We start from the raw sequence: 19,835 nt of genomic DNA on the forward strand, positions 1-19,835 counted from the left end.
GAATTAACTGTTCATCAATCGCAAAAATTGCAGCGATATGCATTGCAGTTGGGAATGAGTCATTTGACGATTGCCCCATATTCACATCATCATTAGGACCTATAGGTGATTGAGTTCCTAATGTACCGCCTAATAATTGGATTGCTCGATTAGAAAGTACCTCATTGACATTCATATTTGATTGCGTACCAGAGCCTGTTTGCCATACATAGAGAGGATAATGGTCATCAAGCTGACCACTGATAGTTTCATCAGCAGCCATAACAATGGCATCTTTTTTCCAATCGGGTAATCTGCCAGCAGCAAAGTTAACTAACGCACAAGCTTTCTTTACATAGCCGTAGGCGTGGTAAACCTCTTTTGGCATGAGATCATTACCGATATTAAAATGTTGTAATGAGCGTTGTGTTTGGGCACCCCAATAGCGATCTGCGGGAACATTTACTTTTCCCATACTATCGAATTCTTCTCGTAGTCCAGTAGCATTAGTTCCTATAGGGATATTCTTATTAAGCTTGTATTCCATGATAACTCCTAAAATGACTAGGTTTATTTTTAATAAATAATCATTGCTGGAAAAAATTAGAGTTTTAAATATGTTCTAAAAAAGAAGATATAGAAATAGTAATAAACATTTAATTATAAAATAGAGTAAAAAACACAAAAGTCAAAGGTAAATTATAATAAAAAAATAATAAATCAATTAACGATAATCAAATGTAGATATAACTGATTCATGGCTAATATACTCTTTATTCGATTGTATTTAACCAAAGGAAAGATAATGGTTTATTTTTATTACTTAAGAAAATAAATATGCTAGACAAGAAGCATGAATTGTTTCATTTTGGAAATATATTAAAATTATTAGGAGATAGCAGAATAAACTGAAAAATTAATATTTAAAATAATAAAATTAATTACGTATTCCAATAATACAATAATGATGAGTTAAATACTGTGACATGGGGTTACCATTGTAGTATCGATGAATAAGTAGTATCGATGAATAATTTTCCCCATTTGGGCTACTCAAGACGGGTCATAATGAAAACACTGGTTTTCTCATATAACTCGCTAACAAAAAATATATTGTTTTTCAGTTTCAATATATTAGCTGTAAATCAAATTTTAGCCCAACCGTAGAAAACAGTGTGTTTGTTCTGCACCCCGTGTTAGATGCGGTTGAGAAAGTCGTATCTCCACAAGAATGGGCGAAAGACAGTTATTTGGGCGAACTATCCATGTTTGATTGGGAGCCAGCATACCATCAACGTCAAGCTACAAACTATGGTGCAGTATGTGCTAACCCAATGAAGTCGCAACGCTATCTTGATGAAATCCAACGTATGCTAGGGATGTTTCTACAGTACGGCATTGAAGACAATACACCTTTTCGAGGAGCATCGGATGATACTCATGCGGTGAATTTTTGTGTTTCTTGCGGGTCTGAAAAAGTAGTTGATGTAACGAAATCAATGAGTTCAAATAATCAAAAGCGTTGGTATCGGTGCAATGAGTGTACACACTTTACCGTGTATACCCACTGTGGTGCATGCAATACACGATTAATTAAGAATGGCGAGTATTGGACTTATTTGTCTTTGATGCCTATGTCTTCAATTAACATAAAGTGTCCAAACTGCGAGTCTCCCGTATGATGGGTTCTATTTAAGATGATGTTAATTTCAGTATCTGTTATTAAAGTTGGGTATCAAAGACAGCAAACCAATATCAACTTTGTTTCGAACAAATTTCAAGGTTGCAGCCATTTTTCTGTTCACAAAAGCTAGTCAGAAACACACACAATTCCTTCATCTATCTGGCCAATCGCACTTACTGGGATCTTTAGCATGTTAGCTCTATGAAATTTTCGGGAGCTGACAATGAGAACCCCCTTGTTACCTTGGTTCATCCTATGGGTGACCATCCCAATCATTATTTTCTTTCTATTCATCCTGCCCGCCCATGCCAGTGATGGACCATTCTATCAGCGTGGTCAGGAAGGCTGGTTTTGGTATCAGGCCATTCCGGAGCCAGCCGAGTCTGAAGAGCTAATGAAGCCGAAATCTGGTGTTGTGGAGCCCACTAAGGACGAGCTAAACCCCTTCAGTGCGGCATTTTGCAGTCTATGTTGACGATAGTAGCATCTTCCAGCGCGGTGGTGAAGAAATGCTCCTGCTTACCTTCAACTGTGGTGCGGTACCATTTCAGCTGCACTTTCGGTTGCATTTCACCGGCAGCCAGGGCGTTGTACAGCAGCGGAACCGCCACCACATGGTCAAACTGCTGAACCAGCATTTCATCTTCGTGACCCTGTACATAGATGTTACCGACAGACTCAGCCGTAAATGCACCGGCGGTGATGTTGCCCTGGGTTTTACCTTCGATGGAGATATAGCACGGAGTTGGCATAGTAAAGTGATCTCCATCGATGTTATTCAGCGATCTGCTCATACGAAATAGACCTAAAAGACGATGGTGAGCCCGAAGTTTATAGAGCGCCGAGCAGAAGTCGAGTGAATAGTTAGTTTACAAAGGTCAGCGGTATTAATAGTAATCAATTAGTAATGCTTCAACGCTATAGGGAGTTGAATAGCATTGTTATCTCAAATACCTGTGTATCAATAGATCTGAATTATTGTATCTAATTCACCGATGATGGGGTTATGAACCTTCATACTATTATGTTGGAGGTTCGATATGTTCAAAAAACAATTTTATCAAGTTAAAGCACTATCAGAAGTGTCATCGCAATTGGGTACAGATATCCTACACTATCATGAAAAATTATTGATTAGCGATTAGTAACACTTGCTACGCGTAGCAAGTGTTACATAGAAATTAGCTAGAGATAGTAAATTTTTACTTATCTTTTTTAGATGATCTTTTTCTGAGAGTCTTTCTTTTGCAATTAGTAATGCACCACGCACTAATTCTAGTTTTTCAATCCCTTTTACCGATATAGATACGAAAGAAATGATATTAGATAGATCTTCGCCATAGGACCTTAAGTGTTTACATAAGTAATCGAGACAGCCCATACAATTATATAAGTTGGCTCCTTCTAAAATTCCTATCAAATTACCATTTATTTCATGCTTAGAACCTATCCCAAAAGGATTTTATTCCAGACAATGATACCACAGGCAAAATGCAGCATCGCCTCATAATTCTCGACCTTCTTCTCCCAACGAGTCAGGACACGACGGTAGCGATTCATCCAACTGTGTGTTCTCTCTACAACCCAGCGGTGGGCCTTAAAATCCGTGTTTTTGATGGCTTCTGATTCATCCTTCCGTGACTGAATATGAGGTTCATCGCTGAGCCATCATCTGCTAACTGTCATATTTTCACCTTCAGAAATTACCCGTTATGACATTCTGACAATCCCTTCTGGAGTTAGTTCTTAGTTATCTAGGACAGCACTTTTTTTCTTTTGTTTATTTTCATATAATATATTTTCAGCTATATGTAATGCTTTACGTAAATTGTTGATTTCTTTTTCTGGCTTGCTTATAAAAAGACGAATATTTTCAAACTCCTCTCCTGGAGCTTGAAGGTAGTCATATAGAATTGAAAGGCAGCCTATACAGTTGTACAATGAACAATCATTAAGAATGTTTATTAGATTTTTATTAAGATTTGAATACGTATATATTTTTTTCTCTATGATTTTTTTTGCGATAACATCATCTTTAATATTGAAATTTAGAACGTGTTTAATTAATTTTTCAAGTAATTTATCAAGGTGATTCAGACTTCCATTGATTGCGTGAGGGAAAACTTCATCAAATTTATAATTTTTCTCATCGGTTATTTTACTTATCATGAGGTTATATCTTGCTATTGATTGCATTAGTATAATATTATTTGGGTTTTTTATAATGGGATTTTCCCTGATTTTATTGTTTTCAATGTGGTAAGCAATGGGGTAGTATTTTATATAAATGCTATTGGTGATTAAAATTGAATTAATCAAAGGAATTAAAGAACCATTTCTTATCGTTTTTTTCTTTAATTTTATTTGTAAAGCCAAATCAATAGTTGAAATGGCTGAGTTTAAAAAACCTAAGGGTAGGTTTTTTTTATTTATATTTTTAATAAAATTAAAGGCAGCATCGATTTTTTCATCTTGTAATAATAGTATTATGTCTATAAATGTTAAGTATGGTTTCAATATATTATTTTTGTCGTATTTATTGAGATGTCTTTTGAGTAGGTTAAAATAAGATTTTGAATATGGCACAAGATAATCTAAATTAAATGTAAAACGCTCTATTTCGTAAATAATATCTTTGACAATAGGATTATTCAATATAGGAATATCTAAATAACTAATAATGCTATTAATGACTTCAGTTGAGTTTTTATCGACAATTTCGTCCTCAATTCCTAATATAATTAAGTGATTTTTCCCATCATACAAATAATTGTTTAACTTTGATATTGGTTCATATTCTTTTATTTCTTTTTTTATGATTTTTTCATAGTTATTATAAACGAAATCAAGTAAATTGGTTTCTTTTTGAAATAATAGCAATGTATTTATTGAAGTGTAGGCTACTCTAAGGAGATCAAATTTATAACTTTTTTTATATCCCATCAAGTTGGCGATTGAGAGGCATTGATCTATTGCTGTATTAATTGATGCTGTTCTCTGTTTAGAACTTTTTCTAATATTATCAATTAATGAAATTATTGAGCTGAGATCAATGGAGGGCTCAAAGTTCAGCGACTTTATGTATTTTTTTAAATATTTTTTTGCATTCTGATATATTAATTCTTCATTATTTTTATTGTATTTTTCGCTAAGTAAAAATTTACGTATGTGATAATAAAAATTGAATGGATCTTCTTTTCTATAGCCACGAAGTGTTATATGTATATCTAATGCTATAACTGCAGGTATTACAATTTCAGTAAAACGTATCATTATCTCTTTTGCATTTAAAGTCGATACTAGATTAGTACTGACAAATTTATTGTATAGCTGTTCATATTTGTAAAACAAGACTAATCTGATTTGTTTGTCTAGGCTTTCTTGATTGTCGATCGTATCAATTATTTCATCTAAAGCTTTCGCAAAAAACATTTGGTGAGATGAAAAATTGGAATGATTACGTAAATCTCTTCTATTCGTGTTTTTTTTAAACAGTCCAAGTATTTCATAAACTTTATACAGCATTTCAGCAAATGTGTGTGTAGGCACTTTCATCTCCTTTTGGTCTCCATTTTACTACGGGATATTTTCTCATTGTTTATGGCAAAGTCTAGTTAAGTCATCGGATCAACAAAGGAAAATGAGATGTCCAACCAAAAAGAAACTAGAAATCAGACAAATTCACCATTACGTATTTTACGTATGACTGAGTTAACCGTTATTCTGGGGATATCCAGATCCAGTATTTATGAAAAATTAAACCCTCGCTCGAAGTATTACGATGAGGATTTTCCTAAACCGATTAAGCTGGGGATATCATCAGTTGGATGGCTATACAGCGAGATCGAAAAATGGGTTGCTTCACGTGAAGTTTAATTGTCTATCAAATTAAGGAGCAAGAAAAATGTCAAATGGCAATCCAGAACTATGTTTGCAGTTGAAATTTTTACCTGAATTTTTTCAGCAGTTGATCGGGCACATACACGCTCAAACAGGGGCTAGCACAGATATTATTTTACCTACCCTATTAGGAGTTATGGGTATGGGATGTCACGATAACTTTGATGTTCAACCTATCCAAGGGATTCGCTATCCCACTTCACTTTATACGCTTGTGCTCGCCAAGTCGGGCAGTAAAAAGACGACGGTATTCAGAATGTTGATAGCACCGGTTATTCAGTGGGAAGAAGCACAAAAAAGAGAATATGGTTCAGCACAGGCGGAGTATCAACGGCATGAGGCTATTTGGAAAATAGAGCTAAAAGCTCATGAGAAACATTATCAAAAAATGTTTAAGGATAACGGTGATGTGGCTGAGGCTCGTCGTCAGTTAGATGAATGCCTACAACAAGCGCCTGTTAAGCCGGTTCAAAGGCGTTTAATTATCAATGATCCCACCAGCGAGGCATTAACTCGGGAATTAGGGCAAGGGTATCCAGTGTTAACACTGGCCTCAGATGAAGCAGGGGCTTTGTTTGACGGCAATCTATTTCATAAAATTTCGTTATTAAATTCACTCTGGTGTGGAGAGAGTATTTCGGTGAGCCGTGTTTCACGCGACAGCGACTTTATTTCAGATGCCCGTTTTAGCATCTTGTTAATGTTACAGCCGGAATTGTTTAATCATTATTTGAGGAAAAAAGGCACGAAGTTTCGATATTCTGGTGGGCTAGCCCGTTTTTTATTCGTGGATTTGAACAATTCATTAACTAGGTTGGATGACCTGAACACTTTACGATTAGACGCGCATGCATTTGATGCCTTCTCTTCCGTTTTGATCGCGCACTTAGACAAGTCTGCATTGCGAAGAGAGTATGGTGGTGAACGTCAGTGTATCACATTAACGGTGGAGGCACAAAAATACTGGTATGAACAGCAGCGAATCATATCAGATTGTATAAAGCAGGACACGGCATTTTCACATTATGAGGATTTTATTGCGCGCTATATGGAACATGCGTCGAGAATTGCGGCAGTGATGCAGGTTTTTATGACACCGAATTCAACGCTGATCACAAAAGAAACCTTGAATGCGGCATTTTATATCACACAGTGGTATCTCAATCACTTTATCGCTAAAACTGATGAAACGAGGGAGCCTAGTGATGCTGAAAAACTCCTGTTATGGTTGGAGGAGCATCTTGTCAGTAATAAATCTTATGATTTTAGGCGAAATGACATCATTAAAAATGGCCCCTATTCACTGAGACGCTCTGACCGTTTGCGGCCTGCATTAGAAAAACTACAGCAGGAAGCCAAAGTTCAATTATTCGAAAAAAATGGGATTAACTATGTCAAGTTTACGGGGGCAAGAATGACACCTGAAGAGCTAGCCGAACGATTGAATATTCCGTTGAGTAGCAGAGGAGTATTCATACTCAATAACTCACCAAGATAAGGATAACTTCAGAGTTATTTTTAATAATATCAGTGAGTAGGATTATATCACCAAGCGAGATTTATTGCGGCTTTGGGGAGGGTTGAGTCTGTCTTTTATTAAATGGAATGATGTCGGTATAGGTAATATATATCATCTTACTAAATACAATACTAATTTATAACAATAACACCTATCAATCAACAAAGCAATGTTTATTTAATCACCGTACCTATTGTGTCTATAACTCACTGTGTTATGGATGCGATAGGTACTTAAACACGAATACAGATATCGCTATTTCTATGATAGTAAGGTAATAAAAATGTCAGATTATACATTAACTAAAACAGAATTGGATCAACTGATAACTATCGCGAGTGATCGCTATGATTCCTCGATATCGTATTATATCCTTCGTCGATTACTGGCAGTGGTTGAGAATACACTAGAACACCATAACCGAGTATTTGCAATCCGAGTTGATTTACGATTCGCTCAGGATAGTAGTCCTGATGCCCCGGATATGCCTATATGTTTTCAACGCACGGATGAGCGAGCCATTACCCGTTTTATCGAGTCACTAAAAAGCCAACTGAGAGCCGCACATCATCGTACGGGGCGTTCAGGTACACCAGCACTCCCTTATTATGCTTGGGTAAGAGAACGTAATGAAAGTGAATATCCTCACTACCATTTAGTTTTGTTATTTAATCGAGATATATACGGCTATTTAGGCAACTATTTACAAGATGATGCCAATAATATGGCGACTAGAATACAACGGGCATGGTGTAGCGCCATTGGCTTAGCGTACCCAGACTATGCACCATTAGTTAACTTTCCAGAGAACCCCGTATTTCGATTTGATAGACGAGATGCTCTGACTCGTAATTCTAATTATTTTGATTTCCTATTACGCATGACGTATCTGGCTAAAATGAATACCAAAGAGTTCATGACTGACTTTAGAAACTTTGGAACCAGTCAGGTTTAATTGAGAGGCATTAGCTCAGACTTGAACTAACAGGTTTCGTTGGGTAGAACATAACTAAGCCTGACCGGCTGGTCTGAGCGAGATGCCGACCTTATCATGTTTATCTATCGTGACGATGTCTACAACGAGAACAGTCAGCACAAAGGGGGCAGAAATCATTCTGGGTAAGTAGCGAAATAGACCTATTGGATCGGTGCGCCAGCCTTTCAATGGCCAGTGGTTACGATTTGATAACTACAGTGGATCTCAATTCGAAGAATATTACCCCTGAAAGCCAGGTTGTCCAGGCTTACTAAATTTCCTCTCTCAGATTGCTCTCATTACTTACTCTATATATATCCCATCTAAAAACTTAAATTTAATGGCATTTCAATCTTTAAATTCCATTATAATGTTTTCACTATTTTCAGAATTAATAAAGGAATGTCATGAAAGAGGATATTTTTTTTGAGCGTTGTGGCAATGGGCAAGGGGATACCTTGAATATTTTTATTCATGGTTACTCTGCCGCTTCAACTGAAAGTGATAGAGATAAGCTAAAAAACCATGTAGCTAAAGTAAATGCAAGTGATTCTAATATCTTCGCATTTTGGCCTAGCGGTTCGATATTGAATAATTTCTCTAGCGCAGACCTTTTAGGGATTGCCTTAAAACCAAACCCCTATCTTTTTGCCGTGAATGCCATATCATCTCAAATTGGCGGATTTAAAGCAGTCGAACAAAGTATCAGTAACTTGAAATATAAATTTTACGTTTTATTGGTTCGTTTTTTAAAAAAAAATAGCAAGAAATATGAGGCTATAAATATATATTCTCATTCTCTTGGTGCTAGATTAATCATTGAATCTATTTTAGCAATGAGTGATGAATTTAAAATTATAAATATAAATAATTTAATACTCATGGCAGGAGCAAGAAATCTAAGTAATGCTGAATGCAAAAAATTACTAACCGTGATATCTGGGAATATATACAACATTCACTCAGATGCCGATCTTGTTTTAAAAATCAAGCCTGACTTTGAAAAATGCATAGGTGCACATCCGATTGTGATTGATGAGGAACTAAATGGAAGAATTATGAACAGACCGTTTCACTCGCTAGGTCATCTTGATTATTGGGATAATGTTCATAAAATAATTAATCATTTGGATTTTAATAACAACTCAAGAAAAGAAGTCATGGTTGTCAGTAGTAACAAACCCATTGAGTTCTGCTTGAAAGATGAATCTCTCTATAACGTAATATATTACTCATCAAACAAGGAAAGAGAGGTAATAGCTAAATTATTAAATAAAAGAAATAGTGCCTTTTCGGATAAAGAGCTTGAAACCCAGGCTTTAACAAATGAAATACAGTTGATGGGTGGGGATTCCATCGTAAACAAACTAAGAGGGAATGGTGTTAAATACAATGAAATATTGCTAGATATTTCCGATGAAATTGGAATAAAAAATATAAAAGAGAAAGCAGATTTCGAAATAGAAAGTATGATACTTGATGTAATGATGAATGATTTCAAAAAGGAAATATTAACAAACGGCATGAATAAGGATAAGTGTGAGACAATAGTTAATGCTATTGATACTTATTTGATTGGTAGTGGCAATGATTTTATCGATGTGAACGTTTTCAATGATATTTATGATGTAACAGGTGGTTTTAGAACTATCCATTTTACTGGCCCTGCAACCCAGGTGTTGATTCCAATAGTTATTTTAATAAAGATCCTCAGAGATCGCATTATTAAAAATAATGACTCTTTGATTAATTTTGTAGGATAATTTACTGAGATATTTGAAGTGTAATAAATTCTGACCAGTCAAGCTCATAAGAAAATCACTTGTAAATGGAGCCTGCTAAGTGTAATACGTGCATAAAGGGGAGGAAGCTCCCCCCAGAGCAAGCAACATAACGAGCATGAAGAACTGTGCAAGTGACCTTCAATGGCTACAGTTTATCTATTATTCTGTACCACAATACAACTAGTACTAAAATCCAGCAGCCAGAGAAACTTCCCAACAGCCGCCTAAATATTACTGTGCCGCAGATGAAGGTACTGGGCTATGAATGAGGTTTTTAGCAAACACCAATTCATTTAACATTTTCTTTGACCCCGTCACGAGAGATATTTCATTTATCATGCTCAATATTTCCAGCAAAAACAGCCTATCTATAAATTGAATTGGAATAATATTCTTTGCTGAGACTGTAATTTTAACTGACCAATAGCCCAGTATCCTGCAAAATCATTGTTACGACTGACAAAGCTTCCATTAATAGCATTAGCTATGCCACGAGGTTCAATTCTACGCGCCATAATCCCCCCTCATTGCCTACAAAAAAAAATTTTTGAGTTTATTCTTACCCGTTACTTCCGCTTTTGGCACGAAGCGGACCGTCTGACACACTGCGAGGTCTGCTACGAGCGAGGAGCGGACAGCCGGGTAAACTCGTTTTTGGACATTTCTGAGTTACGAATGCCATCAGTGTCTGCCTTGTTCACATAAATAAAAATATGGGAAAACTCTATATCAGTGGCCAGTTTTAGTGAGCCACTACAAGCCCAAATATGGATTCTAATGTAATGAATCAAAAAATACTGCATTATTCACTATTTCCTTTTACTGCATATGATATGATTAACTTTTTGATATTAAACACTTTGTAATGTTTAGTGTTGGGAGTGAAATGAACTTTAATCAAACCACAGTATTGGCTTTCTTTGAACCCTCCAAGGTTAGTTACGAGATCCCTGTATACCAGCGGGCTTATGCTTGGGGAGAGAACAACTGGAATGAATTCTTGTCAGATCTTTATGAGCAAGTAGATGGGGAAAACAACTATTTTTTCGGGAATATTCTTCTTGAATGCGTTGAAAAGAACAAGTTATACGAAATCATTGACGGCCAGCAAAGGGTCACTACCATTACTATATTTGTTCGCTCTCTACTCAATGTATTAAAGACACGAGATGACCTGTCAGAGCATAATTTTGACATTGAAGACACTGAAGAAGCTTTCATCAGAGATAAAAATATTAAACTCCGCCCAGTTGAATATGATCGAAGTTGTTATGACTGCTTAATTGTCGAAAATCAAGATAAGTTTGATGCTTATTCTCCATCACAAAAGAAACTACTTGAAGCGAAAGCATACTTCACTAAACAACTCTCTAAACTTGATACCGCACGCCTTGTCAGTATCCAAGAGAAGCTTGAAAATACCGACCTTACCATCATCGAGTTGGAGGGTAAGAAGGATGCGGCTCTGATGTTTGAACTGGAAAATAATAGAGGCAAAGAATTGACCAATATGGAAAAGGTCAAATCGTATTTCATGTATCAGATGTACGTGAATAGCCCTGCTGACGATGTTGATAACAATATCGAATTTGTATCGAACATATTTAAACGCATTTATCAGGTAATCAACAACATAGAGCGGATTAATGAAGATAGTGTGCTGATTTACCACAACAATGCGTATATCAAGGGGTATGCCTACCGCACTTTGGATGACTTGAAGGAAGCTTTCCGTAACAAAGATGACAAAGTTACCTGGATAAAAGAGTACGTTCGAAGTTTAAACGATTCATTCGTGGCCATAGATAAGTTACAACATGAAAAGAGTATGTATGCGAAAAGGCTGTTTAAACTTGGGATCCCCGCGTACATTTACCCATTCATTATTAAGGGCTACCGTTATAACTCCTCAGATCTCCCAACTCTTTTCCGCATTCTTGAAGTGATAACCTTTAGGGCTAAGCTCATCAATAGTCGGGCAAATATCCAAGAGCGTCTCAATGAAATTCTGCTCTCCTACGATGGCAACAATGCTGTCTTATTAGAAAAAATAGCAAGTAAGCTCAATGATACATGGTATTGGAGTGATACAAATATGAAGAACTATCTACATGGCGGGATGTACGGAAATAATGTACTAAGCTACCTGCTTTGGAGCTACGAGAGTTATCTTCAGAGAGCTGGATATTCAGTCGAAGGGTTTAAGATTACCAACCAACAAATTGAACATATAGCACCGCGCACGCCTACTGATGGAAGTCCTCTCGAAACAGGATATGAACTCAATGAGCAGGGTGAATATTCCGAAGACTTTAGCTCTGAATACCTCAATTGTCTTGGCAACCTGATGCTCATATCAGGGTCGCACAATGCGTCCATCGGAAACAAACCATTTGCCGATAAGTTAATGTCTTACAGAAAGACCCCCATTCTTAACCAACAGGCTGAGATTGCTTCTTTCGTTAAAGATAGCGAGAACCCAGTGTGGGATTGTGAAGCAATAGATAAACGGCATAACAAAATCGTAGACTTTGCGATCACTGAGTGGTCATTTCGGTAAAGGGTAACCAGCCATTATCCAGAATCTATTGAGACTGGATAGTGGCAACAGGCGGTTCATATATGTCGCAAAGTTATGGAGAAGCACAAGCGAGCTGATTTTCAGATATTTACCCTGTGATTTTGTACCTAATTATTTGCAAAAATCGATAGTAGATTAAACTCCTATTAATAAAGTCTAGATGGTTAAAATCGGTCAGATTTGGTGTGGATTTGCCTGTAGTGACATAAGTTTTCTACAGCCCATGCCTTCTATTGTTAATAAGAGATAAAAGAGCTAGCCATATTGGCTAGCTCTTTAGTTTAAGGCAAGAGATAATCAGCCCACGCTTGCATCATAGGGCGTCGCTGATCTAATAGGTCCGTTCGGTGATAAGCTGCTTCCACTTTATTTTTGACTGTATGAGCGAGTGCTCTTTCAGCTAAATCCCGAGAATAGCCATGCTCAGAGCACCAATCCCGGAAAGTTGAACGAAAGCCATGTGCTGTTGCAACGCGATTAGGATTATCGCTTGGGGCTTTCGTACGCCGTAAGAATGCAGTGAGCACCATGTCGGAAAGGACAACTTGTTTTCTGGGGGAAGGAAAAACCAATTCATCATGTAGCCCTTTTAAGCTATGGAGTAGCGACATAGCTTGATCCGATAAGGGAACTCGATGCTGCATGCCAGCTTTCATTCTTTCGGCTGGGATAGTCCAAACTCGTTGTTTAAAATCAATTTCTCCCCATCGCATGGCTCTAGCCTCTCCAGAACGTGAGGCGGTGAGTATGACAAATAAGAGTAAGGCACGAGTGACATTGTATCGTTCATCTGTGGATACATAGGTTGCAATATAAAGAGGGAGTGATTTCCATGGCATTGCAGGTTGATGTTCGGTACGGATACTCACGCTGATTTGTTGTGGTAATAAATGGGCGACCACATCGACAGGGTTAGCAGAACAATAACTATGTGCCCATGCCCATTGCATAACCGCATGGATACGTTGTTTGACGCGAGAGGCAGTTTCGGAGCGAGTTAACCAGATAGGGCGTAATGTGTCAGCTATATCAGCGGGGGCAATGGTATCTAATGTCATTGAGCCGATAAATGGAAATACATATTGTTCCAGTGTAGTGATCCATTGTTTACCGTGTTTTTCATTTTTCCAGCCAGGAAGTAATTCAGTATGAAGTTTACGAGCAGCATCTTCAAAAGAAGGGATTGATGGCTTCTCGGAAATTGATTTTTTGAACTCAAGGGGATCAATACCTTTGATTATTTGCTCTCTCATTATTGAAGCAATATTTGACACTTCTGAAATTGTGATTTCTGGGTAACTACCTAAACCCGCATTTCGGCGTTTTTGTGTTACTGGGCTCATATAGCGAAGTACCCACTTTCCTCTTCCTTTTGTTGATGATGGATGTAGAGTGAGGCCCGTGATACCGCCATGAGGTAATGGTTTATCCCCAGGTTGTATATTCTTAGCTTTGGTATTGGTTAATAAAGCCATGGTGAATTTATCCTAAGGTTGAGTATGCCATCTGGTATGCCATTGTTGTTAGGCTTTGTATGGAGAATATTATACATGTTTGGATTTAAATTTAAATAATCTATTGATATTCCGTTACTAATTGAATAGATCTGGATGGGGTTGGATTTATATTAAGCGGACTCCTCCTCCGCCATCTTCACTTCTAGTAACGTCTTCCAATCCCAAGTAAATCAAGCATTCCAGCGAAATCTCACTCTATCGAAGCCTACTATCATCTTTCTAAATCCTTACAATTTGTTGCCTAGTTTTTGTATAGAAATTCCCTCTACAATTTTCCTATACAATATTGGTGATTTATAAAGCTAACAGATATGGCAATCAAGCGTGCCAAGCTAAAAGAAAAAACCGACACGCTGGCGGATGGTAACGGGCTAGCTTTATTAGCTGAAACTAACGGTTCCAAAGGTTGGCGTTATCGGTATCAATTCGCTGGCAAAACCAAAATGATATCGTTAGGTATCTATCCTGTTGTCACTCTCAATGAAGCAAGAGCGAAAAGAGATGAGGCACGAAAACAGGTTGCCAATGGTATTAATCCAAGTGAAGCCAGAAAAGCAGAGAAAGCGGGCGCAATTAACCAAACTGAAACATATTTTAAAACATGTTTTTCTTTATCCATCCCTTATTTAAAGCTCAAACCATGCCACTTACTTTCAAAAAGTCAATGTAATCCCTTTCTTTTTTCTTTAACTAAGAGCGAGAATTTCGGGGCTGGTGGTGTTATTTATTTTGTTGAATCAATGCATATCGATTCAGTAGTTGCTTAAAGTGGGTATCGATACGTTGATATTCTGATTCAGGTACGGTGCCTTGCGCCTGTAATTGCTCTAGTTGGCGTAGTTCTTCCTCAAGTGGCATACCTTGATTAAAATGTTGACGTGCATTAAAAATAATCGTTTTTAGCTCAGAGCCTGTTATATAGCTGCGGGGTTTCCCATCAAGGCTATCTAAGCGCGTACTTAGGTTATTTAATAACGTCATACCTTCAGACCATTGTTGTAGTTTATCGTTAGATGACGCATTAATTTGCATATTTTGCTGCCATTTATCGTTAAACGCTGTTATTTCTTGTCGTTCCCCATAATGTTTGGTGAGGTAATTCGCCATACTAATCCCATATTGCTGAGCCCAAATAGGGGATATAGACTCTAATTCCACAAGGTAGTTATCAATCACATTGAGTTTTTCAGCAGAAATACGGCTAGATTGAGTTGGGTTCGGTTGTAATTGCTGCTCAATTATTGCTGCAATATTTGGTGTAAATTCAGGTAATTGTGGGAGTACTTGTGCTAAAGCATGATTATTGATTTGTGGGTGTAATGCATACAAGGTTCCTGCACATATCGCTCCTGTGAGTACAATACCTAAAGCTAGACCGACACAAATGCCTTTGCGGTAAGAAGGTTGAGTAGGTGTTGGAGTGCTGATGGTGGCATTGGCTTTGATGGAAATTGGGGGGACTGCAGTACGAGCTTGAAATGTCGATGGCGAAGTTTTCGGAAGTTGCGGTGGTGTAGGCGGAATAAAACCGCTATCTGGAGCATCTGTACTCTCTAATTGCCTTGCCTGAGATGCAAGTAAATTTTGTAAGCGCTCTAGCTGAGTCAGGTGTTTGAGCTCTAATGTTTGTAACTGTTGTGCAATTTGACTAAGCTTGGTTTCAGTTTGGTAAAGGGCAGGAAGATCGGCATAAATGGGAGCATGTGCACGTAATCCTGTCACCAATTGTTGGCTTAATGTGGCGATAATTTCGACGCGAGCATGGGTCTGTTGGGGCCAAAGCCCTTGCCAGTGGTGACTGAGTAAATGCTGGAGCAACGATAACCCTTCATTTAATCCCGCTATGCCATTTTGATGCTGGCGGATCAGGGTAAACCATGCACAAGTTTGTAGGTCTGCACCATTTTGATTAAATAAGGATAAACATAAGCCATGGGCTCGAGCCCAGTCAACATCAGGGCGTGCAGGGTGGAAGCGTTTGTTTAATTCGTCTTTAAGGGCTGCAAAATCAGCCAGTGTGCGAGGGTCGCCGCCAAGGCGTAATGTATTTAAATCTGGGTTCATAATTGTCTCAAGCAATTGTCGGTTTAAATCGTATCGAATTGTTTTTTTAGATGATGCAATAAAATGCGACCATCAGGCATAAATTCAGTGCCATAGCGGATCAAACCTTGTTCGTGTAATTCAACCTCAAGGGCATAATGGAGTGTCCCAAAGCTATTTTGCGGTAATAACACTAAAGAGAGAGATTTGATGCGGGGCTCATACTTGAGCAATGTTGCCGATAAAATGGTCATCATATTGTGAGCAGTGCCGGGGAGACCTTGGATCATTTTACTCATATCGGGAAGCCCATAATCCGGAATATGTTCGATGCTCCCCGCTCTGGCGCTGAGAATACGGCGAATATTGTCCATGACGGAAACTATCACTTGGTCATGTTCTGGAATATCATCAATATTTAATCCTCCAGCAAAATACCCCGTCAACATTTCATATAACGAAGGCTGGGACATGTTATTTTTCTCCCAGTGGTTTTAGTGTCATAGCGTTATCCGTGAGAGTTAATAAACGTGGGTCATCAGGTAATAAGCGTTTTTTGGGGATCACCACACGCCAATTATCGGTGATAAGGTCTGGGTCGTGAAACATCACGGCGATAGCAACAAATTCAGCCCCTTCTTCGAGAGGCATATCAAGCGAAATTGATTCTCCTGGGCGAATTCGTAGGTCTTTTTGTGCGACTAACGAGGATTTGAGTACTTGGCTATCTTTAGCGAAAAGAGTGGCATAGTCGCTTTCTACAAAGCTTTCAAAGTTTTTTAGTTGGTAAACACGGATAATTGTTGATAACGATGCGCCAGTATCATCGGTATTTAATGCTTCACGTGCGACAAAATCTAAGTGTACGACTTTCACTTGTTTATAAAAGATGGAGCTTGCAACATTGCGAGTACCATCACCGACCATCTGAGTAAGGCCACAGCCCGATAGATTTAGTGCGCAGAGGAGCACTAACGTTTTGCCACAAAATGGTAATAAAGGTAGTTGTTTCATAAATGATTCTCAAAATTAAAATCGATAATTAGCATAATGTTGGGGAGACGTATTCTGTGATGACGTCGTTAATCGTTGGTAACGCCCTAAATTTAACGTGATAATATGTTCTTGGCGCACAGTTTGTGGGCTGAGTGTTCCCATTGCTGCGGTACGACCCAATTGAACACCTTGATGTGATTGGGTGCTTAACGCTGCATTGGGTAGTAACTTTCTTGGTAACTTTAAGTTAAGGCGAGCATTGACGCGTGATCCGAGATAAACATGCAATAGCGCCATTAAATCTTGATACAGCAACCCATCAGGCAACCAGTTCCGAGCTTCTTCAAGGTTATTGGTTTGTAAGATAATCAAAATTTGGCTATTAACATCGGTGGCGTACTGACCTAATACGGGTTTGTTGGCTAATGTCATCGGTGTTCTGCAGGATAACCCTGTTTGAGTGACTTGCTCGATGCGTCTTGGGTCATGGGACTTGATTTTAACTTGCGTATCAGGCGCCAGTAATTTGACTAAAGATATAACCCCTTCGGCGGTACGAGTCGGAAAACGTAGCGTACCTAGTAATGCGAGAAATCGGGATAACGGCGCTTGTATATGTTGCGCCGTGCCAGGTATACCTAAGCCAATTAATCCATATAAATATTGTGACGTTTCGTCTTTCCCCCCTGCTGAAAATGTTGCGGGGTAAGAGTATTTTCGCCAAATACGATAAAACTGCGTCGTCAGTCGGTGGTTAAAAATATCTAAAAAATCGGTAAGAGACTCGGTTCCTTCTCGTCGCTGTGCAATATCATCAAGGTAGGTTGTCGGTAGTGGAGAAGTGACACCATATAACCCTAAAAAAGTGGTTCTAATGCTAGGGGTTGTGCTATCACGGTATCTATCGTCAATATCCAACCCTTTAATTTCGGTGACGGGAAAGCCCATTCCACGGTGGGGGCGAAAACGAATAGCGTCTGTTTTGGGGTCTTGGGTACTACCGAGCGGCGGGCTCTGTGCATTACTTTGTTCTAGCAGCTGGCAAAACCGATAGAAGTTTACCAGCGGAAGACGCTCCCCAAGCGCATCAAAAAGCGGATTTACTGAGGATGATTTTCGGTCCATGTAAGGCTATTTCCTGTCGGTAAAATATGTAAAGTCAATTGGTTAAACAGATGTACATCGGTATAGAGGGCAAAAAAACGGTTGAGCATTTCGCCAAATAGATGAATGTCGCCCTCACCGTTAAAGCCGTGGCTATCGAGGGTAATGTCGATGGCAATACCTCGCTGTAAAAAGCCTTTTTCAAAGCGTTCGATAAGGTGTTGCTCAACGTGGATCATGGCATCGAGTTTGCGGCTGTTCAGGTCATCTTCCCGCCAGTCATAAAGTGCTAGCGTTCCTCGTAATACCTCTACGTTATCCATCATATTCAGGAAGCTGGCACCAAGGTGGCTGAGTACGCGCCAATGAAATCTATCTTCAGCAGGAGGGTAGCAAGGTAGCGTAGGTTTGCATAAGTTACGAACCCGTAACTGTGTCTGCAAGGTCTCTTCAGTTCTGTCCAGCAATGTACTTTGTAACGCTTTGCGAGGGAGCTGCCCGTTAGTCCCGGTTAATTGTAGAGATAGCGTTTCACTTTCAAGAGATGCGGTTGGTTGCTCGTGCTCTCCCCCTAAAATTAGCCATGTATCATGTAGGCCGCTGACACCACGTTTAATTCGTGTGTGATAGTAATGTTCAGGGGCATTGTGGCGGAGCATTCCGCCTCGGTGGCGAAAACTACTGAATGGCACATAGTGAATTTGTTCATCGCGTCGCGTACCATGAACTGTATCGACCGCATAAATTTCGGTGTGTCCATCTTGTAAGCGCCGAGGGCGCAGTAAATATTCACTTTCTAACCCATTAACAGTAAGTGGGTCAGCTTCAATGTTGAATAAGTTGATCACTGGGACACTGTGTAGTTTTAGGTTATCAGTACTTAATGGAATATCGCTGTCCCAGAGCGTATCAAGCACAATTTCTAGCTCAAAATGACTTAATCCTTCGGGTAATTGAATCTCATCAAGTCCGTTTAAGTTGACGAAGAAAAACTTTTCACGAAAAGAAAAATACTCCAGTAATAGTTGGTAGCCGCTGAAGGTGCTATCTCCTTTAGGCCACAGTTGGTCTTCTTCAGCAAATCCACCAGGGGAAAACCAAAGTGGTAAACGAATACGGTCAGGGGACGATGGCAGCCGAATATAGGTGGCTGCAACTTGCTTAGTCAGCGCTAAATGTAGTGCATAGGTAGTTGGAACATCACCAGCCAGATAAAAGGAGAGAGCATTAAGTGAGATTTGTTTCCAGTCAGCAAGCTTCGCACAATCGAACTGCAAGCGAATTACGGAACGGCCATCAGGCTCTGTGGTTAAATTAACCGTTGATAGCACAATGGGGTTGAGTGTTAAGTCTCGAGTTGTGCGATAGCGGCAGACGGTCTTTTTAGGTCCAATAGGGCGTGAAAGTACTTCAAAGTTAGCGGGGATCACTGATGAGATTTTCATATCATGAATATCCGGCGCGAGTTCAACCACAGAAAGTGAGGGAATGGTTTGTAGGTAATGAGGCCAAAGTAGGCTGACTAATCCTTCTGTTAACTCGGGTAAATCATCATCAATTTTTTGGCGCAATTGCCCCATGGAGAAGGCAAAACCTTCAAAAAGCCGTTCTACAAAAGGGTCAGGAATGCCCGCTTTGTCTAAATCTAATAATGCTGCTCGATCGGGGTGAGCTTGAGCGAACTCTTTGGCTGCCTCACGCAGATATCGCATCTCCGCATCATAATAGCGAAGGGTTAAATCATCCATTAGT

15 protein-coding genes and 5 pseudogenes are annotated in these 19,835 nt (G+C 38.9%); 9 read left to right on the forward strand and 11 right to left on the reverse strand.

What is annotated here, in order from left to right:
* A partial coding sequence (locus ACPEH5_RS00015; protein WP_423727004.1) for a lyase family protein occupies positions 1–526 on the reverse strand: 526 nt, incomplete at its 3' end.
* 628 nt (positions 527–1,154) lie between these two features.
* Here ACPEH5_RS00015 and ACPEH5_RS00020 point away from each other — a divergent pair.
* Together ACPEH5_RS00020 and ACPEH5_RS00025 are read left to right on the forward strand one after the other, a co-directional pair.
* Positions 1,155–1,661 (forward strand): hypothetical protein, encoded by a 507-nt coding sequence (locus ACPEH5_RS00020; RefSeq protein WP_281111359.1) that lies wholly within the window; start codon positions 1,155–1,157, stop codon positions 1,659–1,661.
* Between the two features lie 225 nt (positions 1,662–1,886).
* A pseudogene (locus ACPEH5_RS00025) lies at positions 1,887–2,123 on the forward strand (thioredoxin family protein); the annotation flags it as partial.
* On the opposite strand, the pseudogene tssD reads toward ACPEH5_RS00025, so the two are convergent.
* The 3 genes and pseudogenes from tssD to ACPEH5_RS00040 form a co-directional block, all read right to left on the reverse strand.
* A pseudogene (tssD, locus tag ACPEH5_RS00030) lies at positions 2,113–2,415 on the reverse strand (type VI secretion system tube protein TssD); the annotation flags it as partial. The pseudogenes ACPEH5_RS00025 and tssD sit on opposite strands and share 11 nt — an antisense overlap.
* Positions 2,416–3,109: 694 nt before the next feature.
* Positions 3,110–3,319: pseudogene (locus ACPEH5_RS00035) on the reverse strand (IS5/IS1182 family transposase); the annotation flags it as partial.
* Positions 3,320–3,409: 90 nt separating this feature from the next.
* Positions 3,410–5,212: a hypothetical protein gene (locus ACPEH5_RS00040; RefSeq protein WP_043892714.1), complete on the reverse strand. Its 1,803-nt coding sequence runs from the start codon at positions 5,210–5,212 to the stop codon at positions 3,410–3,412.
* A 96-nt stretch (positions 5,213–5,308) separates the two neighbouring features.
* Here ACPEH5_RS00040 and ACPEH5_RS00045 point away from each other — a divergent pair, with 96 nt between their 5' ends.
* The 5 genes and pseudogenes from ACPEH5_RS00045 (at position 5,309) to ACPEH5_RS00065 (ending at position 9,821) form a co-directional block, all read left to right on the forward strand.
* Complete coding sequence (locus ACPEH5_RS00045) at positions 5,309–5,539, forward strand: helix-turn-helix transcriptional regulator (RefSeq protein WP_008916289.1); 231 nt, start codon at positions 5,309–5,311, stop codon at positions 5,537–5,539.
* 28 nt (positions 5,540–5,567) lie between these two features.
* Entirely contained in the window at positions 5,568–7,061 is a 1,494-nt protein-coding gene (locus tag ACPEH5_RS00050; RefSeq protein ID WP_008916288.1) for a YfjI family protein, read from the forward strand.
* 304 nt (positions 7,062–7,365) lie between these two features.
* Positions 7,366–8,037, forward strand: coding sequence for an inovirus Gp2 family protein (locus ACPEH5_RS00055; protein WP_281111358.1), 672 nt, complete (start codon positions 7,366–7,368; stop codon positions 8,035–8,037).
* A 63-nt stretch (positions 8,038–8,100) separates the two neighbouring features.
* Positions 8,101–8,308, forward strand: a pseudogene (locus ACPEH5_RS00060) (DnaB-like helicase C-terminal domain-containing protein); the annotation flags it as partial.
* A 157-nt stretch (positions 8,309–8,465) separates the two neighbouring features.
* Entirely contained in the window at positions 8,466–9,821 is a 1,356-nt protein-coding gene (locus ACPEH5_RS00065) for a DUF726 domain-containing protein (protein ID WP_281111357.1), read from the forward strand.
* Between the two features lie 389 nt (positions 9,822–10,210).
* Here ACPEH5_RS00065 and ACPEH5_RS00070 read toward each other — a convergent pair whose 3' ends face one another.
* The gene (locus tag ACPEH5_RS00070; RefSeq protein WP_214196068.1) at positions 10,211–10,357 is read right to left on the reverse strand and encodes a hypothetical protein; all 147 of its coding nucleotides are present in this window, start codon (positions 10,355–10,357) and stop codon (positions 10,211–10,213) included.
* A 371-nt stretch (positions 10,358–10,728) separates the two neighbouring features.
* Between ACPEH5_RS00070 and ACPEH5_RS00075 the strand changes: the two genes are divergently transcribed.
* On the forward strand, positions 10,729–12,402 hold the full coding sequence (locus ACPEH5_RS00075) for a DUF262 domain-containing protein (RefSeq protein ID WP_214196066.1): 1,674 nt from the start codon (positions 10,729–10,731) through the stop codon (positions 12,400–12,402).
* 302 nt (positions 12,403–12,704) lie between these two features.
* On the opposite strand, the gene ACPEH5_RS00080 is transcribed toward ACPEH5_RS00075, so the two are convergent.
* A complete protein-coding gene (locus tag ACPEH5_RS00080) occupies positions 12,705–13,898 on the reverse strand; it encodes a tyrosine-type recombinase/integrase (protein ID WP_115113542.1) in 1,194 nt (397 codons plus the stop codon).
* 338 nt (positions 13,899–14,236) lie between these two features.
* Here ACPEH5_RS00080 and ACPEH5_RS00085 point away from each other — a divergent pair.
* Positions 14,237–14,539: pseudogene (locus tag ACPEH5_RS00085) on the forward strand (Arm DNA-binding domain-containing protein); the annotation flags it as partial.
* Between the two features lie 121 nt (positions 14,540–14,660).
* Here ACPEH5_RS00085 and ACPEH5_RS00090 read toward each other — a convergent pair.
* Genes ACPEH5_RS00090 through tssF form a run of 5 tightly spaced genes read right to left on the reverse strand, consistent with a single transcriptional unit; the run spans position 14,661 to position 19,831 of the window.
* A complete protein-coding gene (locus ACPEH5_RS00090) occupies positions 14,661–16,004 on the reverse strand; it encodes a VasL domain-containing protein (RefSeq protein ID WP_281111356.1) in 1,344 nt (447 codons plus the stop codon).
* Between the two features lie 23 nt (positions 16,005–16,027).
* A complete protein-coding gene (gene tssE, locus ACPEH5_RS00095; protein WP_042846429.1) occupies positions 16,028–16,456 on the reverse strand; it encodes a type VI secretion system baseplate subunit TssE in 429 nt (142 codons plus the stop codon).
* Between the two features lies 1 nt (position 16,457).
* On the reverse strand, positions 16,458–16,997 hold the full coding sequence (gene tssJ, locus ACPEH5_RS00100; protein WP_042846428.1) for a type VI secretion system lipoprotein TssJ: 540 nt from the start codon (positions 16,995–16,997) through the stop codon (positions 16,458–16,460).
* 15 nt (positions 16,998–17,012) lie between these two features.
* On the reverse strand, positions 17,013–18,104 hold the full coding sequence (tssG, locus tag ACPEH5_RS00105) for a type VI secretion system baseplate subunit TssG (protein ID WP_048606625.1): 1,092 nt from the start codon (positions 18,102–18,104) through the stop codon (positions 17,013–17,015).
* On the reverse strand, positions 18,080–19,831 hold the full coding sequence (tssF, locus tag ACPEH5_RS00110; RefSeq protein WP_048606626.1) for a type VI secretion system baseplate subunit TssF: 1,752 nt from the start codon (positions 19,829–19,831) through the stop codon (positions 18,080–18,082). The genes tssG and tssF overlap by 25 nt, the downstream gene beginning before the upstream one ends.
* Positions 19,832–19,835: the final 4 nt, after the last annotated feature.

Origin of the sequence: Providencia sp. NPDC089933, from assembly GCF_049545585.1 — a bacterium.
GTDB lineage: Bacteria > Pseudomonadota > Gammaproteobacteria > Enterobacterales > Enterobacteriaceae > Providencia > Providencia huashanensis.

Excerpts from the sequence above, each read along its gene's own strand:
- ACPEH5_RS00070 (WP_214196068.1), bottom strand. The coding sequence starts at position 10,357 with ATGGCGCGTAGAATTGAACCTCGTGGCATAGCTAATGCTATTAATGGA.
- tssE (WP_042846429.1), bottom strand. The coding sequence starts at position 16,456 with ATGTCCCAGCCTTCGTTATATGAAATGTTGACGGGGTATTTTGCTGGA.
- ACPEH5_RS00055 (WP_281111358.1), top strand. The coding sequence starts at position 7,366 with ATGTCAGATTATACATTAACTAAAACAGAATTGGATCAACTGATAACT.
- tssJ (WP_042846428.1), bottom strand. The coding sequence starts at position 16,997 with ATGAAACAACTACCTTTATTACCATTTTGTGGCAAAACGTTAGTGCTC.
- ACPEH5_RS00050 (WP_008916288.1), top strand. The coding sequence starts at position 5,568 with ATGTCAAATGGCAATCCAGAACTATGTTTGCAGTTGAAATTTTTACCT.
- ACPEH5_RS00090 (WP_281111356.1), bottom strand. The coding sequence starts at position 16,004 with ATGAACCCAGATTTAAATACATTACGCCTTGGCGGCGACCCTCGCACA.
- tssG (WP_048606625.1), bottom strand. The coding sequence starts at position 18,104 with ATGGACCGAAAATCATCCTCAGTAAATCCGCTTTTTGATGCGCTTGGG.
- ACPEH5_RS00045 (WP_008916289.1), top strand. The coding sequence starts at position 5,309 with ATGTCCAACCAAAAAGAAACTAGAAATCAGACAAATTCACCATTACGT.
- ACPEH5_RS00080 (WP_115113542.1), bottom strand. The coding sequence starts at position 13,898 with ATGGCTTTATTAACCAATACCAAAGCTAAGAATATACAACCTGGGGAT.
- ACPEH5_RS00065 (WP_281111357.1), top strand. The coding sequence starts at position 8,466 with ATGAAAGAGGATATTTTTTTTGAGCGTTGTGGCAATGGGCAAGGGGAT.
- ACPEH5_RS00075 (WP_214196066.1), top strand. The coding sequence starts at position 10,729 with ATGAACTTTAATCAAACCACAGTATTGGCTTTCTTTGAACCCTCCAAG.
- tssF (WP_048606626.1), bottom strand. The coding sequence starts at position 19,831 with ATGGATGATTTAACCCTTCGCTATTATGATGCGGAGATGCGATATCTG.